Raw genomic sequence first — 15,584 nt, forward strand, 5'->3', positions numbered from 1 at the left:
ATGATTCAAGATTCTTCTTATTTTTTACCTGGTAATCGCAATGGTGTACTTCTGATTCACGGTTTAACAGGTACACCAAATGAAATGCGTATTCTAGCCAAAGGGCTACATCAGGCAGGTTTTACAGTATATGCAATGCAACTTGCTGGTCATTGTGGTGACGAAGCTGATTTATGTCAGACCACATGGCTTGATTGGTATACCAGTGTGCAAGAGGCTGCGCAGTTTTTACAGCAACACGTTGATTGTCTGTTCGTTGGCGGATTATCGATGGGCGCATTACTGGCACTGAAGCTCGCAGCCGATCAGCCGGAGCTGGTAAAAGGTGTTGGCGTCTATGGGGTAACGTTTAAATATGATGGCTGGTCTGTTCCTTTTTGGGCAAAAAAGTGTTTTGTTTTGTTGCCGTTTTTTAAAAGAATTCATTTATTTCAGAAAACCTCTTTTATTGAAAAACCACCATACGGACTGAAAGATGAGCGTCTTCGTGCCACAGTCGCCGCCAGCATGTTCAGTGGTGACAGTGCCAGTGCTGGTCTGGCTGGTAATCCATTCCCAGCACTGGCGGAAATGCAAGTACTGGCTAAACTTATGCGGCAGCAGCTGTCACAGGTAATTGCCCCGTGTCTGATTATGCATTCCGGTCACGATGATATTGCCAATATCAATACCAATGCCCGTCTGGTAGAAAAGCATGTTAGCGGTGCGACCCAATTCGTAGTTTTGGATGATAGCTATCATTTGATTACCATTGACCGGCAGCGACGCGAAGTCATCAACCGGTCAGTTGCCTTTTTTGAGAATATCGCTCAGTCAGCTTAAGTGAATACTCATCTCATAGCAGAAAGAAATATCATATGACCCTGATTGTGTTCATCTTATGGTTTGCTAATATCTGTTTTGATACGCTTGGACAAACAGCGTTTAAATATGCAGCCATCGCACCAAACAACCGCAATGGTTGGTATTACTGGGTTGACCTGTTCAGAAATTATTGGTTATGGATTGGTATTGGTTCCTATGTCGCTGAATTTCTGTTATGGCTAGCGTTTTTAAGTCAGGTGCCTTTGTCACAGGGTATTTTACTGGGGTCAATTAATATCATTGTATTGATGCTGGTTGGGCGGGTTCTGTTTCAGGAAAAACTTACCAGTTTTCGGCTCACAGGCATGTTTTTTATCACCATCGGTGTAGTACTGGTAGGAGCGTCATAATGCGTAAATTTTATTTGATAGGTTTTGCGCTCTTATTATTGTTCGATACGCTGGGGCAAAGCAGTTTTAAACTAACTGCTATTCATGCCCAGCCACTCGAAGCCAATTTAGGCTGGATTATTCGAGTATTTACCCAGCCATGGGTCTATATTGCTATTGCTGGCTATATTGGGGCATTTTTTACTTGGATGATGTTACTTAAAAAAGCTCCTGTTGGTCCGGCATTTGCTGCCTCGCATCTAGAAGTAGTGACAGTAATGCTGGTTTCGGCTTTCTTATTTCATGAACATATTACAGCTATCCGTATTATTGGGGCAGTATTTATTGTGATTGGTATTATCTTTTTGGCTTTAGCTGAAAGAGAGCTCATACAAACCGAACACAGCAAAGATGATAAACCGTGTTAAATTTTCTGAGTCTGAATTTTAGTGCCATTTATGCCGTACTATTATGAAAACCCGCCTACTGCCGGTTTGCCGCTGAAATGGCGTGACTGGTGGCCGACACGGCAATCATTGCCAGAAACTGTCAGTGCACAATTACATTTGCCGCCATTACAGGTAACCTGTTCTGGTACGGCAGCGTTGATTATTGCCTTAACCGCACTGACACAACAACAGCCTCAACGCAAAACAGTAATTGTTCCGGCGTATACCTGTCCACTGGTGGCTTTGGCCATTCACCATTGCGGTTTGCAAATACAGCTATGTGATTTAAAGCCAAACAGTATTGATCTGGATACTGCGCAATTAACTACCCTGCTGAATGAGCATGTATTGGCTGTAATACCCACCCATCTGGGCGGACGAGTAACCGATGTAGCAATCGTTAAACAACTGGTACAGCCATATCAGATTAGCGTAATAGAAGATGCAGCTCAGGCATTGGGTGCTGAAGTTGGCAAGTATGGAGATATTGTATTGTTCAGCCTGGCTGCCGGTAAAGGACTAACCATATATGAAGGTGGTTTGCTAACCGCAGCTAATGCACAGTTATGTAGCAGTTTACAAACCATAGCTAATAAATTACTGCCGTGTCGGCTCAGGTGGGAACTATTGCGAACTCTCGAACTTTTAGGATATACCGCGTTATATAATCCTACAGGTTTACATTTTGCCTATGGTCATAGTCGGCGAAAATCCCTGCGTAAGCAGCAATGGATTGCAGCAGTAGGTGATAATTTTGATTATGCCATCCCTTTGCATCGGGTTAGTCGCCGACGTCAGAATGTTGCGGCGAATGCCTTGCAGCGCCTACCGGCATTTTTACATACCCTGCAACAACAAGCGCAGCAACGTATTCAGCAGTTACAGAATATTTCTGGTATACAGGTGATCGTTGATCAGCATGGTCAGGGAGTATGGCCATTTTTGATGGTGTTATTGCCTACGAGTCAGTGCCGCGATGCAGTATTAGATCAGTTATGGACCAGTCCCTTAGGCATAACCCGTTTATTTATTCATACACTGGCACAATACGACTACTTACGGCCAATTGTGCCAGCTGTGTCCATGCCAAATGCTGAAGATTTTGCAGCACGTATGTTAACTATTACCAATAGCCCATGGCTTACCGATACACAATTTTTTCGAATATGTCAGGTCATTCAGAATACTGTTTGCTGATACTGAGCCAAAGCAGTGAGCAGTTGTAGATTAACAGCATGGTGTTGCTCCTGCCATGCTGTCAATGTGGCAGCAGGAATTGGTTCCTGTTTATCCATTGCGCTGAGTAGACGCTTGAGCAAACTGGTGTATTGCCATTGAGATACTTCACCGGTAATGTCACTACCAACAATACGCTGATTCAGGGCAGTAATCACAGTCAAGAGATGCCCTATCTGCATGCGACCCTGATCCCAATTGGTTTGCACCACATTCTTATCCAGCACATCCTTATCAATCGAAACATATACTGGTTCGCTGGTTTGTTGTTGTGCCTGTATAAAGGCGCTAACCAGTTCTTCTGGTGAAGCAAAGGCGCGAAAAGCTTGTTGCAGCCCGATTTTTTCAGCCCAGCTAACCTGTACATCCATGCACCAGTAAGTTAATTTACCTTGAAACAATGGCGCCAGCCGATTTTCCCAACAGTGAGCAAGGCCAATATCATTTGAAGTAATACCCAGTACATGCACATGGCTGACAAAAGGCAATTGCGCCACATAGCTTACCCATGAACCACAATGAATCCCAAACAGATAACGCATATTATCTGGGTGATTATCAAAAATAACTACCTGTATCGGGTTGGCAGCACTGAAATACTGTTGTAAACGTTTAATCAATAACAGTGAAATATGGTGATAGTCACCACTACCCATCAGTACCGTGCCATAGCACTCAGGTATTTGCTGTGCTAGTTCAGCCTGTAACTGTTTGAATTTGGCTTGCGAACAACCAAAACGAATGGCTTCCTGCCATTGCCACAGTTCAATTCTAACTGCATCTGCTATTGAACCTGTACTGTGGTCAAAATCCAGAATAATCGTTTTATTCATGTTTTTTGCCGTCCTGACTATGTTGCTTACTGGTTTCTTGCCAGATTTTATCCTGCTCAAAACGACTACTCATTTTGCCTAATAAAACTCTCAAAACAGGATTACGGACATATACCATATGTTTAGTAAACGTGAACCGAGCGCCTAGAGACGCTTTCACTTGCGGATCAGTCCAGCCGGCTACATAAAAATCTAATCCATGCTGCCTAGCAAAATTCAGATTATAAAACCAACTCAGATAATACAGATTCAGTTTCCGTGCTAGAGGATAAACAAAGCCAATATATTTATCCACCAGCATATTATTCACAACAAAACAAATATTGTATCCAATCAATTGCTGTTGATAATGATAAGTAAAAATTCTCGCCTGATTGCTGCTATCCTGTAACAGCCGCACAAAAAATTCTCTGGTTAATAAATCAAAATGAATTTCACTTTGAGCATAAACATTCAAATATAACTGATAATACTGCTCTAAGACCGCCTCATCCTGAAAGCATGCATCTCCACTATGTAAACAACCAATTTCAACCAATGATTGCGTTTTTAACTTGCGCCGAAAATTTTTACGGCGCTGATAGGATAAGCGACTCAGATATTCATCAATATCTTGAAAATCAATGGGTACCCATGCCAAAGCCTGACCTTCTACCGCAATAAATCCCTGCTGCTGCAATGACTGAATCAGTGTGGCCGCATATTCATTTGCCTGAGTATCCAATAATGGCGATTGCTGCGGAATATCTTTTACAATCAGTAGCGGGTATTTTTTTCCGTAATTCTGTTTTATTTCTAAAGCTAATTGCTGTGCAGCTTGTTGTTGAGTGAATAAAGCATATTCAGATACCGTTGTGCCAATAAAACACGTAAGCGGTTGCAGAAAGCGTTGCCACCAGCGAAATAGCGGCCAAAGACGAATTTTCTGCTGAAATTCTGAATCAGCAGTAGTGAGTAAATCAAACCGTGCAGCAAAAGCAGGTACACCACCCGTAAGTTGCCAAGCAGTAAAATCCTGTGGAGGACTGGCCAGAAAAGTCTCCACCAGTTCATCCGGTTCCAGTTGCGTCAGATAATTCATAAAATCTCATACGGCAGCCGCCGGCTTAAATGCCAGCCAAGCTGCCATCTTACGTGGATTAAGCGTTTAACTCTTTTTTAGCACGCGTAATCAACTGATCTAGCAATTCAATGCCTTGATCAATTTCCTGTTTTGTAATATGCAACGATGGGGCAAAAGTAATCACATTCTTGTAATACCCACCAATATCCAGTACCAGCCCCATTTTTTGTCCTTGCCAGTCTAGATCACCAGACATGCCGATATCTACCATCTTGTCTACTAAAGCCTTATTTGGTGTAAAGCCGTCTTCAGTGCAGATTTCGGCACGTAGTGCCAGTCCCAGACCATCTACTTCGCCGATCTCCTTATGACGCTGTTCCAAAGTTTTCAAACCTTCAAGGAAATAAGCGCCACTTTCCATAACCATTTTTTCATAATCAGTTTCTGCCATCATTCTGAATACTTCTAGCCCTACGGCAGTTCCCAGTGGATTAGAAGCAAAAGTAGAATGAGTAGAACCAGCAGGGAATACCTGTGGGTTAATTAATTCTTCCCGTGCCCACAGACCACCGAGTGGATTCAAACCATTGGTCAATGCCTTAGCAAATACCAGCATATCCGGTTTTACATCAAAATGTTCAATCGACCACAGCTTACCAGTGCGGTAGAAGCCCATCTGAATTTCATCAACTACCAGCAAAATACCATACTGGTCTAAAACCTTTTTCAATCCTTTAAAATAATTACGTGGTGGCACAATATAACCACCCGTACCTTGTAGCGGCTCTATATAGAATGCAGCATATTCAGCCTGACCTGCTTTCGGATCCCACACACCGTGGTATTCAGTTTCAAATAGACGGGCGAAATCAGCCACCAGATGTTCCCCATATTCCTCAGCTGTCATACCTTTAGGGCGACGGAACGGGTAGGGAAACGGAATAAACATTGCGCGATCGCCAAAATGACCATACCTACGGCGATAGCGGAAACTGGAAGTAATAGAAGATGCACCCAGAGTACGACCGTGATAGCCACCTTCAAACGCAAACATCAATGAACGACCTTCAGACGCATTACGAATAATTTTCAGCGAATCCTCAATACATTGAGAACCGCCAACATTAAAATGCACCCGACCATCGTGGCCAAATTTGCATTTCATGTCCTGAGCAATGGTTTTTGCTAGCTCAATTTTGGTTGGATGCAAATACTGACTCGCACACTGTGGCAAAGTATCTACCTGCTGCTTTAACACAGCATTCAGGCGTTCATTAGCATAACCAAAATTACAAGCCGAATACCACATCTGCAAGTCAAGATAGGGTGTGCCATTTTTATCATACATATAGCTGCCCTCGCAGCCATCAAAAATTTTTGGCGGATTAACATAATGCACCGTATCACCAAAAGAACAATACTTTGCTTCATCTGCAAGCAATTGCACATCGTCCGGACGATTTTCAAGTATCTGAGCACTAGGCTTACTCATCATTAATTCCATTCATTCCAAATAAAACAGCTTATAAAAAAGTACAAAATCAATACTATTATATCCTGTTAAAGTATAAGACCTGTAGAAAACAATACCCTAAGGGTCAGATACCGTCATTCACTGTGACAAATAAAATTATATCGGCATTAAAACTAAAGACATAAAATCTAACAATATAAAGTGCTTAACGACTACAACAAAATAAATCGCTTACAAGTACATAGCAGTACCAAATTTTATACTTCACAACGATTAACATAATCAAGATAAAAACAGCACATCGTATGCTATAAAGTAAAAACAGCATTTTTACTAATATTTCTCAATCAATTAAACTAAAATCATAACAAACATACAATTAGCTTGGGTGCAACACATCCGCATACTAACACATCTATGAACACAGAATCTGACCGCATTCCCCATCCGAATTGGCTATTATTTGCTCTTGCAGTTGGCGGTTTCGCCATCGGTACCACTGAATTTGCAACCATGAGTGTTTTGCCCTATATCGCTAGCGGCTTACACATCAGCGAACCCATCGCAGGACATCTGATCAGTATTTACGCTCTTGGCGTTGTTATAGGCGCTCCTGTTATTGCCATATTTGGCGCGCGTTTCAGCCGGCGCAGCCTGTTACTGGTGCTCATGGCATTTTTTGCTTTAGCACATCTAGGCACCATGCTTGCTCCCAGTTATAACAGCATGATGTTATTTCGCTTTTTAAGCGGTTTGCCACATGGAGCCTATTTTGGTGTTGGCGCTCTGGTTGCTGCTGCCATGGTAACGCCAGAGAAAAGAACACAAGCTGTTGGATTAATGATGCTTGGTTTAACCATAGCCACTACCCTCGGCGTACCTTTAAGCAGCTGGCTCGCACAGGCGGTAGGTTGGCGTGTCGTCTTTTTCATCGTTGCTATACTGGCATCCATCACCGTCATTTTAGTGGCACTTTTTTTACCACCAAACTGTATGCAAGGTAGCGGCAGCAGTGCAGTGCGTGAACTCAGTGCACTCACCAATCGTCAGATTTGGCTGACACTAGCCATAGGTGCCATCGGATTTGGTGGCATGTTTGGTATATATGCCTACATGGCCTCCACCCTTGAAGATATTACTGGGATGTCACCCAAAAGCGTACCATTGGTTATGTGTCTGTATGGCGTAGGCATGACATTAGGTAACATCATCGTACCACGTCTGGTTGGCCGTCATGTCATGTCAGGACTAGCATGGTTACTGGTCTGGTCGGCTGTCATGTTAGCCTTATATCCTTTTGCAGTACATTATCCGTACTGGATATGCATACAAGTCGTCCTCATTGGCATGAGTGGCGCCGTAGGTACATTATTACAAATTCGCCTGATGGACGTAGCCAAAGATGCCCAAACTCTGGCTGCCGCACTGAACCATAGTGCCTTCAACGCAGCCAATGCCCTAGGACCTTATTTGGGTGGCTTAACTATTGCCGCAGGCTGGGGCTGGACCAGTACCGCTTGGGTTGGTGTTATACTGGCAATAATCGGCATAATTGTATGGTGGTTTACCGTATGTGAAGAAAAGCATACTAATATTAAAAGCCAGCTACCAAAATAATTTATTCCATAACTGCAACAAGGCAGATAACCATTCTCCCCAAAAACCTATCTAGCCTTAAAATATTAAATTATGAATAAAATTGTAATGTAAAAACGCGTAACTCAATTTGCAAATCATTGTTATCATTAATATTCTGTTTAAGCAACTAAAATTTATTTAGCTATTAACAATTAAACGGCAAAGGAAATAATAATGATCGATAAACAGTTACAACCAGAAGCAGAAATACCCGACATCAAACAGATAGAAAAACAAAGTGAAATCAGTACCGAAAAAAATACCAAACACAAAAAGTTAACGAAAAAGAAATACTACAAAGAGTTAGAAAAACTGCAAGGTGAACTGGTTGCACTACAAGAGTGGGTAAAATCTTCTGGGCAAAAAGTTTGCATCATTTTCGAAGGGCGTGATGGTGCTGGCAAGGGTGGAACGATTAAAGCAGTTACCGAAAGAATCAGCCCACGCATATTTCAGGTAGTGGCATTACCAGCACCGAGTGAACGCCAGAAAACACAAATGTACATGCAGCGATACATTCCCCATTTACCTGCAGCCGGGGAAGTTATTATCTTCGACCGTAGCTGGTATAACCGTGCCGGAGTAGAGCGTGTCATGGGATTCTGCACCGAACAGGAAAGCAAAGAATTCCTCGAAATCATCCCTTTTATGGAAAAAGCTATTATCAATTCCGGTATCATCCTGCTTAAATACTGGCTTGAAGTAAACATGGAAGAACAACACAGACGCATGCTCGGTCGTATTAATGATCCACGTAAGATCTGGAAACTTTCGCCCATGGATATCAAATCTTACAGTCGCTGGTACGATTACTCCCGTGCTCGCGACGAAATGATCATGGCTACTGACACCTCATGGGCTCCATGGTATGTCGTAGATTCCAACGACAAAAAGAAAGCGCGTTTAAACATCATCAAACACATACTCAGCGAAATTCCATACAAAAAAACGCCACGAAAAAAAGTCGAATTACCAAAGCGACAGGATAAAGGTGATTATCAAGAGCCCAACTACCCTTATCGTTACATTCCAGAAAAATACTAAACCCGTAACCAGCCAGATTAACTAAACAAACTGGCTGGTGCTCTCGTTACTCCCCTAATATCTATTCAAATCTATCTACGAAAATCACCCCATAACACCTGCATCGCGGCAATTGCCGCCAGCGAAGCTGTTTCCGTGCGCAATACCCGCGGTCCCAGACTGATAGCAGCAAAACCATGCCTGATTGCAAGTTCTTCCTCAGCATTACTCAGCCCGCCTTCAGGGCCTATTAACAACGTTACCGCCTGTGGCTGTGCAAACTCATTTAATGCCTGTGGTCGGCATAAACTCATCAGCAGCTTCAAATCATCAGTAGCCAAACCAGCCAATGCATTAGCCAAATCCAACACCGGCCGAATTTCTGGCACCCTCGTCCGTCCGCATTGTTCACATGCACCAATCGCAATATCCTGCCATCGCTCCAGCTTTTTCAACGCCCGTTCACCACTTAAACGCTGACTGCTACGTTCCGTCAGCACTGGCTGAATCAGCGTAACGCCTAATTCCACAGCTTTCTGGATGGTCATATCCATCCGCTCACTGCTTGAAACCGATTGTAGCAACGTAATCGCCAATGGAGACTCAAGCGTAACAATCTCACTGCCACGGATCTGCACATCCACATTTTTCTTACCCATAGCTGTAATTTCAGCTTGGTAAACAGTACCAAGACCATCAAACAATTCAATCAGCTCACCCGGCTGGCAGCGCAAAACCTGTACATGGCGCGCAGTTGCATCCGGTAAAGAAAACGTCTCTGAATGACAAATACTAGACGGAACATAAAAACGAGGCATAATAATGAAAAAATCCAATAATAATCAAACAAGCCAAATAGCAAGATTAGAAACTAATAAAATAAACTGCTTCCTGATTAAACCAGCCCTAACCACAATCAGCAACTTATCAGTTTTATTTATCAGCAAATATAAAATTCTGCCATACAGTCATTTATTGTTTCAGATAGAAGTAAAACAAAAGCACTAGCAAATGAAATGACAACCATATTGAAACAGTAAAACCATAATTAATAATAGGCCTGCCTATAAGCAACAGCGTAGACAAGCTTAATTAAGATATAGAAGTAACATATATATCTATATATAGATATAGAATTATCAAAATCACAAACTATACAACGGCAACATAAACATATAAGTCCAGACACAACAACTAAAACAGAAATATATATGGATAAAACAGCAGCAGATTAATCAGAAATACAGGAATGGCAGATTAATTAGTACTAAGGAATGACTGAGTAAAAGGGAAAAATTTAAATAGACAAGCGAAAATAGAGTCAAAAGCACTAAAAATAAAATATTAAAAAAACAGTCATATGCTATATTTTCCAAAAATAATCGGAAGAAGTTGTTGACAGTGGTACTTCGGGGGCGTATAGTTCGCCTTCTTCGCTGATGACGCGACACGAAACGAACTAAACAGTTTAAAGTAGAACGCAGTCGAAAGCAACGCTCTTTAACAGAACAGATTACCGATAAGTGTGAGTGCGGATAAGCCTCACACTGATTCAGAGAGACGAGATAAAAACATATCTTGTCAATAACTTTGAAGCAGACCAGTGATACTAAAGGGAACTTTGGTATTGCAACAAGCTAAGATTAAACATAAGAGTTTGATCCTGGCTCAGATTGAACGCTGGCGGCATGCTTTACACATGCAAGTCGAACGGCAGCACGGAGAGCTTGCTCTCTGGTGGCGAGTGGCGAACGGGTGAGTAATGCATCGGAACGTACCGAGTAATGGGGGATAACTGTCCGAAAGGATGGCTAATACCGCATACGCCCTGAGGGGGAAAGCGGGGGATCTTAGGACCTCGCGTTATTTGAGCGGCCGATGTTGGATTAGCTAGTTGGTGGGGTAAAGGCCTACCAAGGCGACGATCCATAGCGGGTCTGAGAGGATGATCCGCCACATTGGGACTGAGACACGGCCCAAACTCCTACGGGAGGCAGCAGTGGGGAATTTTGGACAATGGGGGGAACCCTGATCCAGCCATGCCGCGTGTCTGAAGAAGGCCTTCGGGTTGTAAAGGACTTTTGTTAGGGAAGAAAAGCTGGGTGTTAATACCATCCAGTGCTGACGGTACCTAAAGAATAAGCACCGGCTAACTACGTGCCAGCAGCCGCGGTAATACGTAGGGTGCGAGCGTTAATCGGAATTACTGGGCGTAAAGCGAGCGCAGACGGTTAAATAAGTCAGATGTGAAATCCCCGAGCTCAACTTGGGACGTGCATTTGAAACTGTGTAACTAGAGTGTGTCAGAGGGAGGTAGAATTCCACGTGTAGCAGTGAAATGCGTAGAGATGTGGAGGAATACCGATGGCGAAGGCAGCCTCCTGGGATAACACTGACGTTCATGCTCGAAAGCGTGGGTAGCAAACAGGATTAGATACCCTGGTAGTCCACGCCCTAAACGATGACAATTAGCGGTTGGGGTACTAGATGCCTTAGTAGCGAAGCTAACGCGTGAAATTGTCCGCCTGGGGAGTACGGTCGCAAGATTAAAACTCAAAGGAATTGACGGGGACCCGCACAAGCGGTGGATGATGTGGATTAATTCGATGCAACGCGAAGAACCTTACCTGGTCTTGACATGTACGGAATCTCTTAGAGATAGGAGAGTGCCTTCGGGAACCGTAACACAGGTGCTGCATGGCTGTCGTCAGCTCGTGTCGTGAGATGTTGGGTTAAGTCCCGCAACGAGCGCAACCCTTGTCATTAGTTGCCATCATTAAGTTGGGCACTCTAATGAGACTGCCGGTGACAAACCGGAGGAAGGTGGGGATGACGTCAAGTCCTCATGGCCCTTATGACCAGGGCTTCACACGTCATACAATGGTCGGTACAGAGGGTAGCGAAGCCGCGAGGTGAAGCCAATCTCAGAAAGCCGATCGTAGTCCGGATTGCACTCTGCAACTCGAGTGCATGAAGTCGGAATCGCTAGTAATCGCAGGTCAGCATACTGCGGTGAATACGTTCCCGGGTCTTGTACACACCGCCCGTCACACCATGGGAGTGGGGGATACCAGAATTGGGTAGACTAACCGCAAGGAGGTCGCTTAACACGGTATGCTTCATGACTGGGGTGAAGTCGTAACAAGGTAGCCGTAGGGGAACCTGCGGCTGGATCACCTCCTTTCTAGAGAAAAGAAGAGGGTTATTCGCATTCACACTTATCGGTAAACTGAAAAGATGCGAGAAGAGACTGAATAAACTGGGTTTGTAGCTCAGCTGGTTAGAGCACACGCTTGATAAGCGTGGGGTCGGAGGTTCAAGTCCTCCCAGACCCACCACTTATTTAAGGACGAGGGGGCATAGCTCAGTTGGTAGAGCACCTGCTTTGCAAGCAGGGGGTCATCGGTTCGATCCCGTTTGCCTCCACCAAGACTCTGTATGAAGAGGGAAGTTGAATCAGGATACTTTGGAAATTAAAGGTAGTTTAGTCTGAAGACAGACGAAGCAGAAGCTGGCTTTAATTTGCGAAGTAACGCATCGATCTTTAACAAATTGGAAAGCCGAAATCAACAAACAAAGATTGAGGCACAGGAAGCTGGTTCCGGAGACGGAGCCAAGTGGAAAGTGCTGAAAGAATTGGGTGATGATTGTATCGCTGAACAACGAAGACAAAAGGCGTTGTTCAGACAACCAAAGCAGTAAGCTTTATGAGAGTAAAGGCCTTAAGTCTGGATTCAGTCAACGGGATATCAGACGAAGTCAAGAGGTTCTTGAAATGATAGAGTCAAGTGAATAAGTGCATCAGGTGGATGCCTTGGCGATGATAGGCGAAGAAGGACGTGTAAGCCTGCGAAAAGCGTGGGGGAGCTGGCAATAGAGCAGAGATCCCGCGATGTCCGAATGGGGAAACCCACCATGTATAAGCATGGTATCCTGCACTGAATCCATAGGTGCAGAGAAGCGAACCCGGAGAACTGAACCATCTAAGTACCCGGAGGAAAAGAAATCAACCGAGATTGCGCAAGTAGTGGCGAGCGAACGCGTAAGAGCCTGTATATGATAGTCACTGAGATAGAAGAACAAGCTGGGAAGCTTGGCCGTAGAGGGTGAAAGCCCCGTATTCGAAATTTCAGAGGCGGTACTAAGTATACGAAAAGTAGGGCGGGACACGTGAAATCCTGTCTGAATATGGGGGGACCATCCTCCAAGGCTAAATACTCATCATCGACCGATAGTGAACCAGTACCGTGAGGGAAAGGCGAAAAGAACCCCGGGAGGGGAGTGAAATAGAACCTGAAACCTGATGCATACAAACAGTGGGAGCGGAGAAATCCGTGACTGCGTACCTTTTGTATAATGGGTCAACGACTTACATTCAGTAGCGAGCTTAACCGATTAGGGGAGGCGCAGGGAAACCGAGTCTTAATAGGGCGACGAGTTGCTGGGTGTAGACCCGAAACCGAGTGATCTATCCATGGCCAGGTTGAAGGTGCCGTAACAGGTACTGGAGGACCGAACCCACGCATGTTGCAAAATGCGGGGATGAGCTGTGGATAGGGGTGAAAGGCTAAACAAACTCGGAGATAGCTGGTTCTCCCCGAAAACTATTTAGGTAGTGCCTCGAGCAAGACACTGATGGGGGTAAAGCACTGTTATGGCTAGGGGGTCATTGCGACTTACCAACCCATGGCAAACTAAGAATACCATCAAGTGGTTCCTCGGGAGACAGACATCGGGTGCTAACGTCCGGTGTCAAGAGGGAAACAACCCAGACCGCCAGCTAAGGTCCCAAATGACAGATTAAGTGGTAAACGAAGTGGGAAGGCAGAGACAGCCAGGATGTTGGCTTAGAAGCAGCCATCATTTAAAGAAAGCGTAATAGCTCACTGGTCGAGTCGTCCTGCGCGGAAGATGTAACGGGGCTCAAATCTGTAACCGAAGCTGCGGATGCTAGGCAACTGGCATGGTAGGGGAGCGTTCTGTAGGCCGAAGAAGGTGTGTTGAGAAGCATGCTGGAGGTATCAGAAGTGCGAATGTTGACATGAGTAGCGATAAACAGGGTGAAAAGCCCTGTCGCCGAAAACCCAAGGTTTCCTACGCAACGTTCATCGGCGTAGGGTGAGTCGGCCCCTAAGGCAAGGCAGAGATGCGTAGTCGATGGGAAACAGGTTAATATTCCTGTACTTGATTCAAATGCGATGTGGGGACGGAGAAGGTTAGGTCATCGATCTGTTGGAATAGATCGTTTAAGCCGGTAGGTGGAGCACTTAGGCAAATCCGGGTGCTTAACACCGAGAAGTGATGACGAGTGTCTACGGACACGAAGTGACTGATACCACGCTTCCAGGAAAAGCCACTAAGCTTCAGTTTGAATGAAACCGTACCGCAAACCGACACAGGTGGGTAGGATGAGAATTCTAAGGCGCTTGAGAGAACTCAGGAGAAGGAACTCGGCAAATTGATACCGTAACTTCGGGAGAAGGTATGCCTCTGATGGTTAAGGATTAACTCTGTAAGCTATTAGAGGTCGCAGAGAATAGGTGGCTGCGACTGTTTAATAAAAACACAGCACTCTGCAAACACGAAAGTGGACGTATAGGGTGTGACGCCTGCCCGGTGCTGGAAGGTTAATTGAAGATGTGCAAGCATCGGATCGAAGCCCCAGTAAACGGCGGCCGTAACTATAACGGTCCTAAGGTAGCGAAATTCCTTGTCGGGTAAGTTCCGACCCGCACGAATGGCGTAACGATGGCCACACTGTCTCCTCCTGAGACTCAGCGAAGTTGAAATGGTTGTGAAGATGCAATCTCCCCGCTGCTAGACGGAAAGACCCCGTGAACCTTTACTGTAGCTTTGCATTGGACTTTGAAGTCACTTGTGTAGGATAGGTGGGAGGCTAAGAAGCAGAAACGCTAGTATCTGTGGAGCCGTCCTTGAAATACCACCCTGGTGACTTTGAGGTTCTAACCCGGATCCATTATCTGGATCGGGGACCGTGCATGGTAGGCAGTTTGACTGGGGCGGTCTCCTCCCAAAGAGTAACGGAGGAGTTCGAAGGTTACCTAGGTCCGGTCGGAAATCGGACTGATAGTACAATGGCACAAGGTAGCTTAACTGCGAGACCGACAAGTCGAGCAGGTGCGAAAGCAGGACATAGTGATCCGGTGGTTCTGAATGGAAGGGCCATCGCTCAACGGATAAAAGGTACTCCGGGGATAACAGGCTGATTCCGCCCAAGAGTTCATATCGACGGCGGAGTTTGGCACCTCGATGTCGGCTCATCACATCCTGGGGCTGTAGTCGGTCCCAAGGGTATGGCTGTTCGCCATTTAAAGTGGTACGTGAGCTGGGTTTAAAACGTCGTGAGACAGTTTGGTCCCTATCTGCAGTGGGCGTTGGAAGTTTGACGGGGGCTGCTCCTAGTACGAGAGGACCGGAGTGGACGAACCTCTGGTGTACCGGTTGTGACGCCAGTCGCATCGCCGGGTAGCTAAGTTCGGAAGAGATAAACGCTGAAAGCATCTAAGCGTGAAACTCGCCTGAAGATGAGACTTCCCTAGGGATTAAATCCCTCTGAAGAGACGTTCGAGACCAGGACGTTGATAGGTCGGGTGTGGAAGAGTGGTAACACTTGCAGCTAACCGATACTAATTGCTCGTGAGGCTTGACTCTATC

11 protein-coding genes, 2 tRNA genes and 2 rRNA genes are annotated in these 15,584 nt (G+C 45.0%); 11 read left to right on the plus strand and 4 right to left on the minus strand.

Annotated features, from left to right (window positions below):
• The 4 genes from BHC51_RS05065 to BHC51_RS05080 are packed head-to-tail and all read left to right on the plus strand — an operon-like array spanning window position 1 to window position 2,839.
• Window positions 1-822, plus strand: coding sequence for an alpha/beta hydrolase (locus tag BHC51_RS05065; RefSeq protein ID WP_100099831.1), 822 nt, complete (start codon window positions 1-3; stop codon window positions 820-822).
• Between the two features lie 35 nt (window positions 823-857).
• Window positions 858-1,214 (plus strand): EamA family transporter, encoded by a 357-nt coding sequence (locus BHC51_RS05070; protein ID WP_100099830.1) that lies wholly within the window; start codon window positions 858-860, stop codon window positions 1,212-1,214.
• Complete coding sequence (locus BHC51_RS05075; protein ID WP_100099829.1) at window positions 1,214-1,621, plus strand: DMT family transporter; 408 nt, start codon at window positions 1,214-1,216, stop codon at window positions 1,619-1,621. Before BHC51_RS05070 ends, BHC51_RS05075 begins: the two co-directional genes overlap by 1 nt.
• A gap of 30 nt (window positions 1,622-1,651) precedes the next feature.
• The gene (locus tag BHC51_RS05080) at window positions 1,652-2,839 is read left to right on the plus strand and encodes a DegT/DnrJ/EryC1/StrS family aminotransferase (RefSeq protein ID WP_100153492.1); all 1,188 of its coding nucleotides are present in this window, start codon (window positions 1,652-1,654) and stop codon (window positions 2,837-2,839) included.
• Here the strand turns inward: BHC51_RS05080 and BHC51_RS05085 are convergent.
• The 3 genes from BHC51_RS05085 to BHC51_RS05095 are packed head-to-tail and all read right to left on the minus strand — an operon-like array spanning window position 2,821 to window position 6,266.
• A complete protein-coding gene (locus BHC51_RS05085; RefSeq protein WP_100124352.1) occupies window positions 2,821-3,711 on the minus strand; it encodes an arginase family protein in 891 nt (296 codons plus the stop codon). The genes BHC51_RS05080 and BHC51_RS05085 overlap by 19 nt on opposite strands.
• Window positions 3,704-4,792, minus strand: a complete 1,089-nt coding sequence (locus BHC51_RS05090) for a GNAT family N-acetyltransferase (RefSeq protein ID WP_100099826.1) — start codon at window positions 4,790-4,792, stop codon at window positions 3,704-3,706. The genes BHC51_RS05085 and BHC51_RS05090 overlap by 8 nt, the downstream gene beginning before the upstream one ends.
• 58 nt (window positions 4,793-4,850) lie before the next feature.
• Window positions 4,851-6,266 carry an aspartate aminotransferase family protein gene (locus BHC51_RS05095; protein WP_100099825.1) on the minus strand — a complete coding sequence of 472 codons (1,416 nt, stop codon included), beginning with the start codon at window positions 6,264-6,266 and terminating at the stop codon, window positions 4,851-4,853.
• A gap of 399 nt (window positions 6,267-6,665) precedes the next feature.
• Here BHC51_RS05095 and BHC51_RS05100 point away from each other — a divergent pair, with 399 nt between their 5' ends.
• Complete coding sequence (locus BHC51_RS05100) at window positions 6,666-7,865, plus strand: MFS transporter (RefSeq protein ID WP_100099824.1); 1,200 nt, start codon at window positions 6,666-6,668, stop codon at window positions 7,863-7,865.
• A 195-nt stretch (window positions 7,866-8,060) separates the two neighbouring features.
• A complete protein-coding gene (gene ppk2 / locus BHC51_RS05105) occupies window positions 8,061-8,930 on the plus strand; it encodes a polyphosphate kinase 2 (protein WP_100153493.1) in 870 nt (289 codons plus the stop codon).
• A 71-nt stretch (window positions 8,931-9,001) separates the two neighbouring features.
• Here ppk2 and BHC51_RS05110 read toward each other — a convergent pair whose 3' ends face one another.
• A complete protein-coding gene (locus BHC51_RS05110; protein ID WP_100153494.1) occupies window positions 9,002-9,727 on the minus strand; it encodes a 16S rRNA (uracil(1498)-N(3))-methyltransferase in 726 nt (241 codons plus the stop codon).
• 827 nt (window positions 9,728-10,554) lie between these two features.
• On the opposite strand from BHC51_RS05110, the gene BHC51_RS05120 reads away from it, so the two are divergent.
• From BHC51_RS05120 to BHC51_RS05140, 5 genes are all read left to right on the plus strand, one after another.
• Window positions 10,555-12,093 (plus strand): 16S ribosomal RNA (locus tag BHC51_RS05120).
• A gap of 77 nt (window positions 12,094-12,170) precedes the next feature.
• A tRNA-Ile gene (locus tag BHC51_RS05125) sits at window positions 12,171-12,247 on the plus strand.
• A 15-nt stretch (window positions 12,248-12,262) separates the two neighbouring features.
• Window positions 12,263-12,338 (plus strand) — tRNA-Ala (locus BHC51_RS05130).
• A 93-nt stretch (window positions 12,339-12,431) separates the two neighbouring features.
• On the plus strand, window positions 12,432-12,611 hold the full coding sequence (locus BHC51_RS05135; protein ID WP_100100136.1) for a hypothetical protein: 180 nt from the start codon (window positions 12,432-12,434) through the stop codon (window positions 12,609-12,611).
• 80 nt (window positions 12,612-12,691) lie between these two features.
• A 23S ribosomal RNA gene (locus tag BHC51_RS05140) occupies window positions 12,692-15,581 on the plus strand.
• Together the 16S and 23S rRNA genes with 2 tRNA genes alongside form the textbook arrangement of a ribosomal RNA operon.
• Window positions 15,582-15,584 lie beyond the last annotated feature (3 nt).

It is taken from the genome of Snodgrassella alvi (assembly GCF_002777745.1).
In the GTDB taxonomy this organism is placed as follows: domain Bacteria; phylum Pseudomonadota; class Gammaproteobacteria; order Burkholderiales; family Neisseriaceae; genus Snodgrassella; species Snodgrassella alvi_D.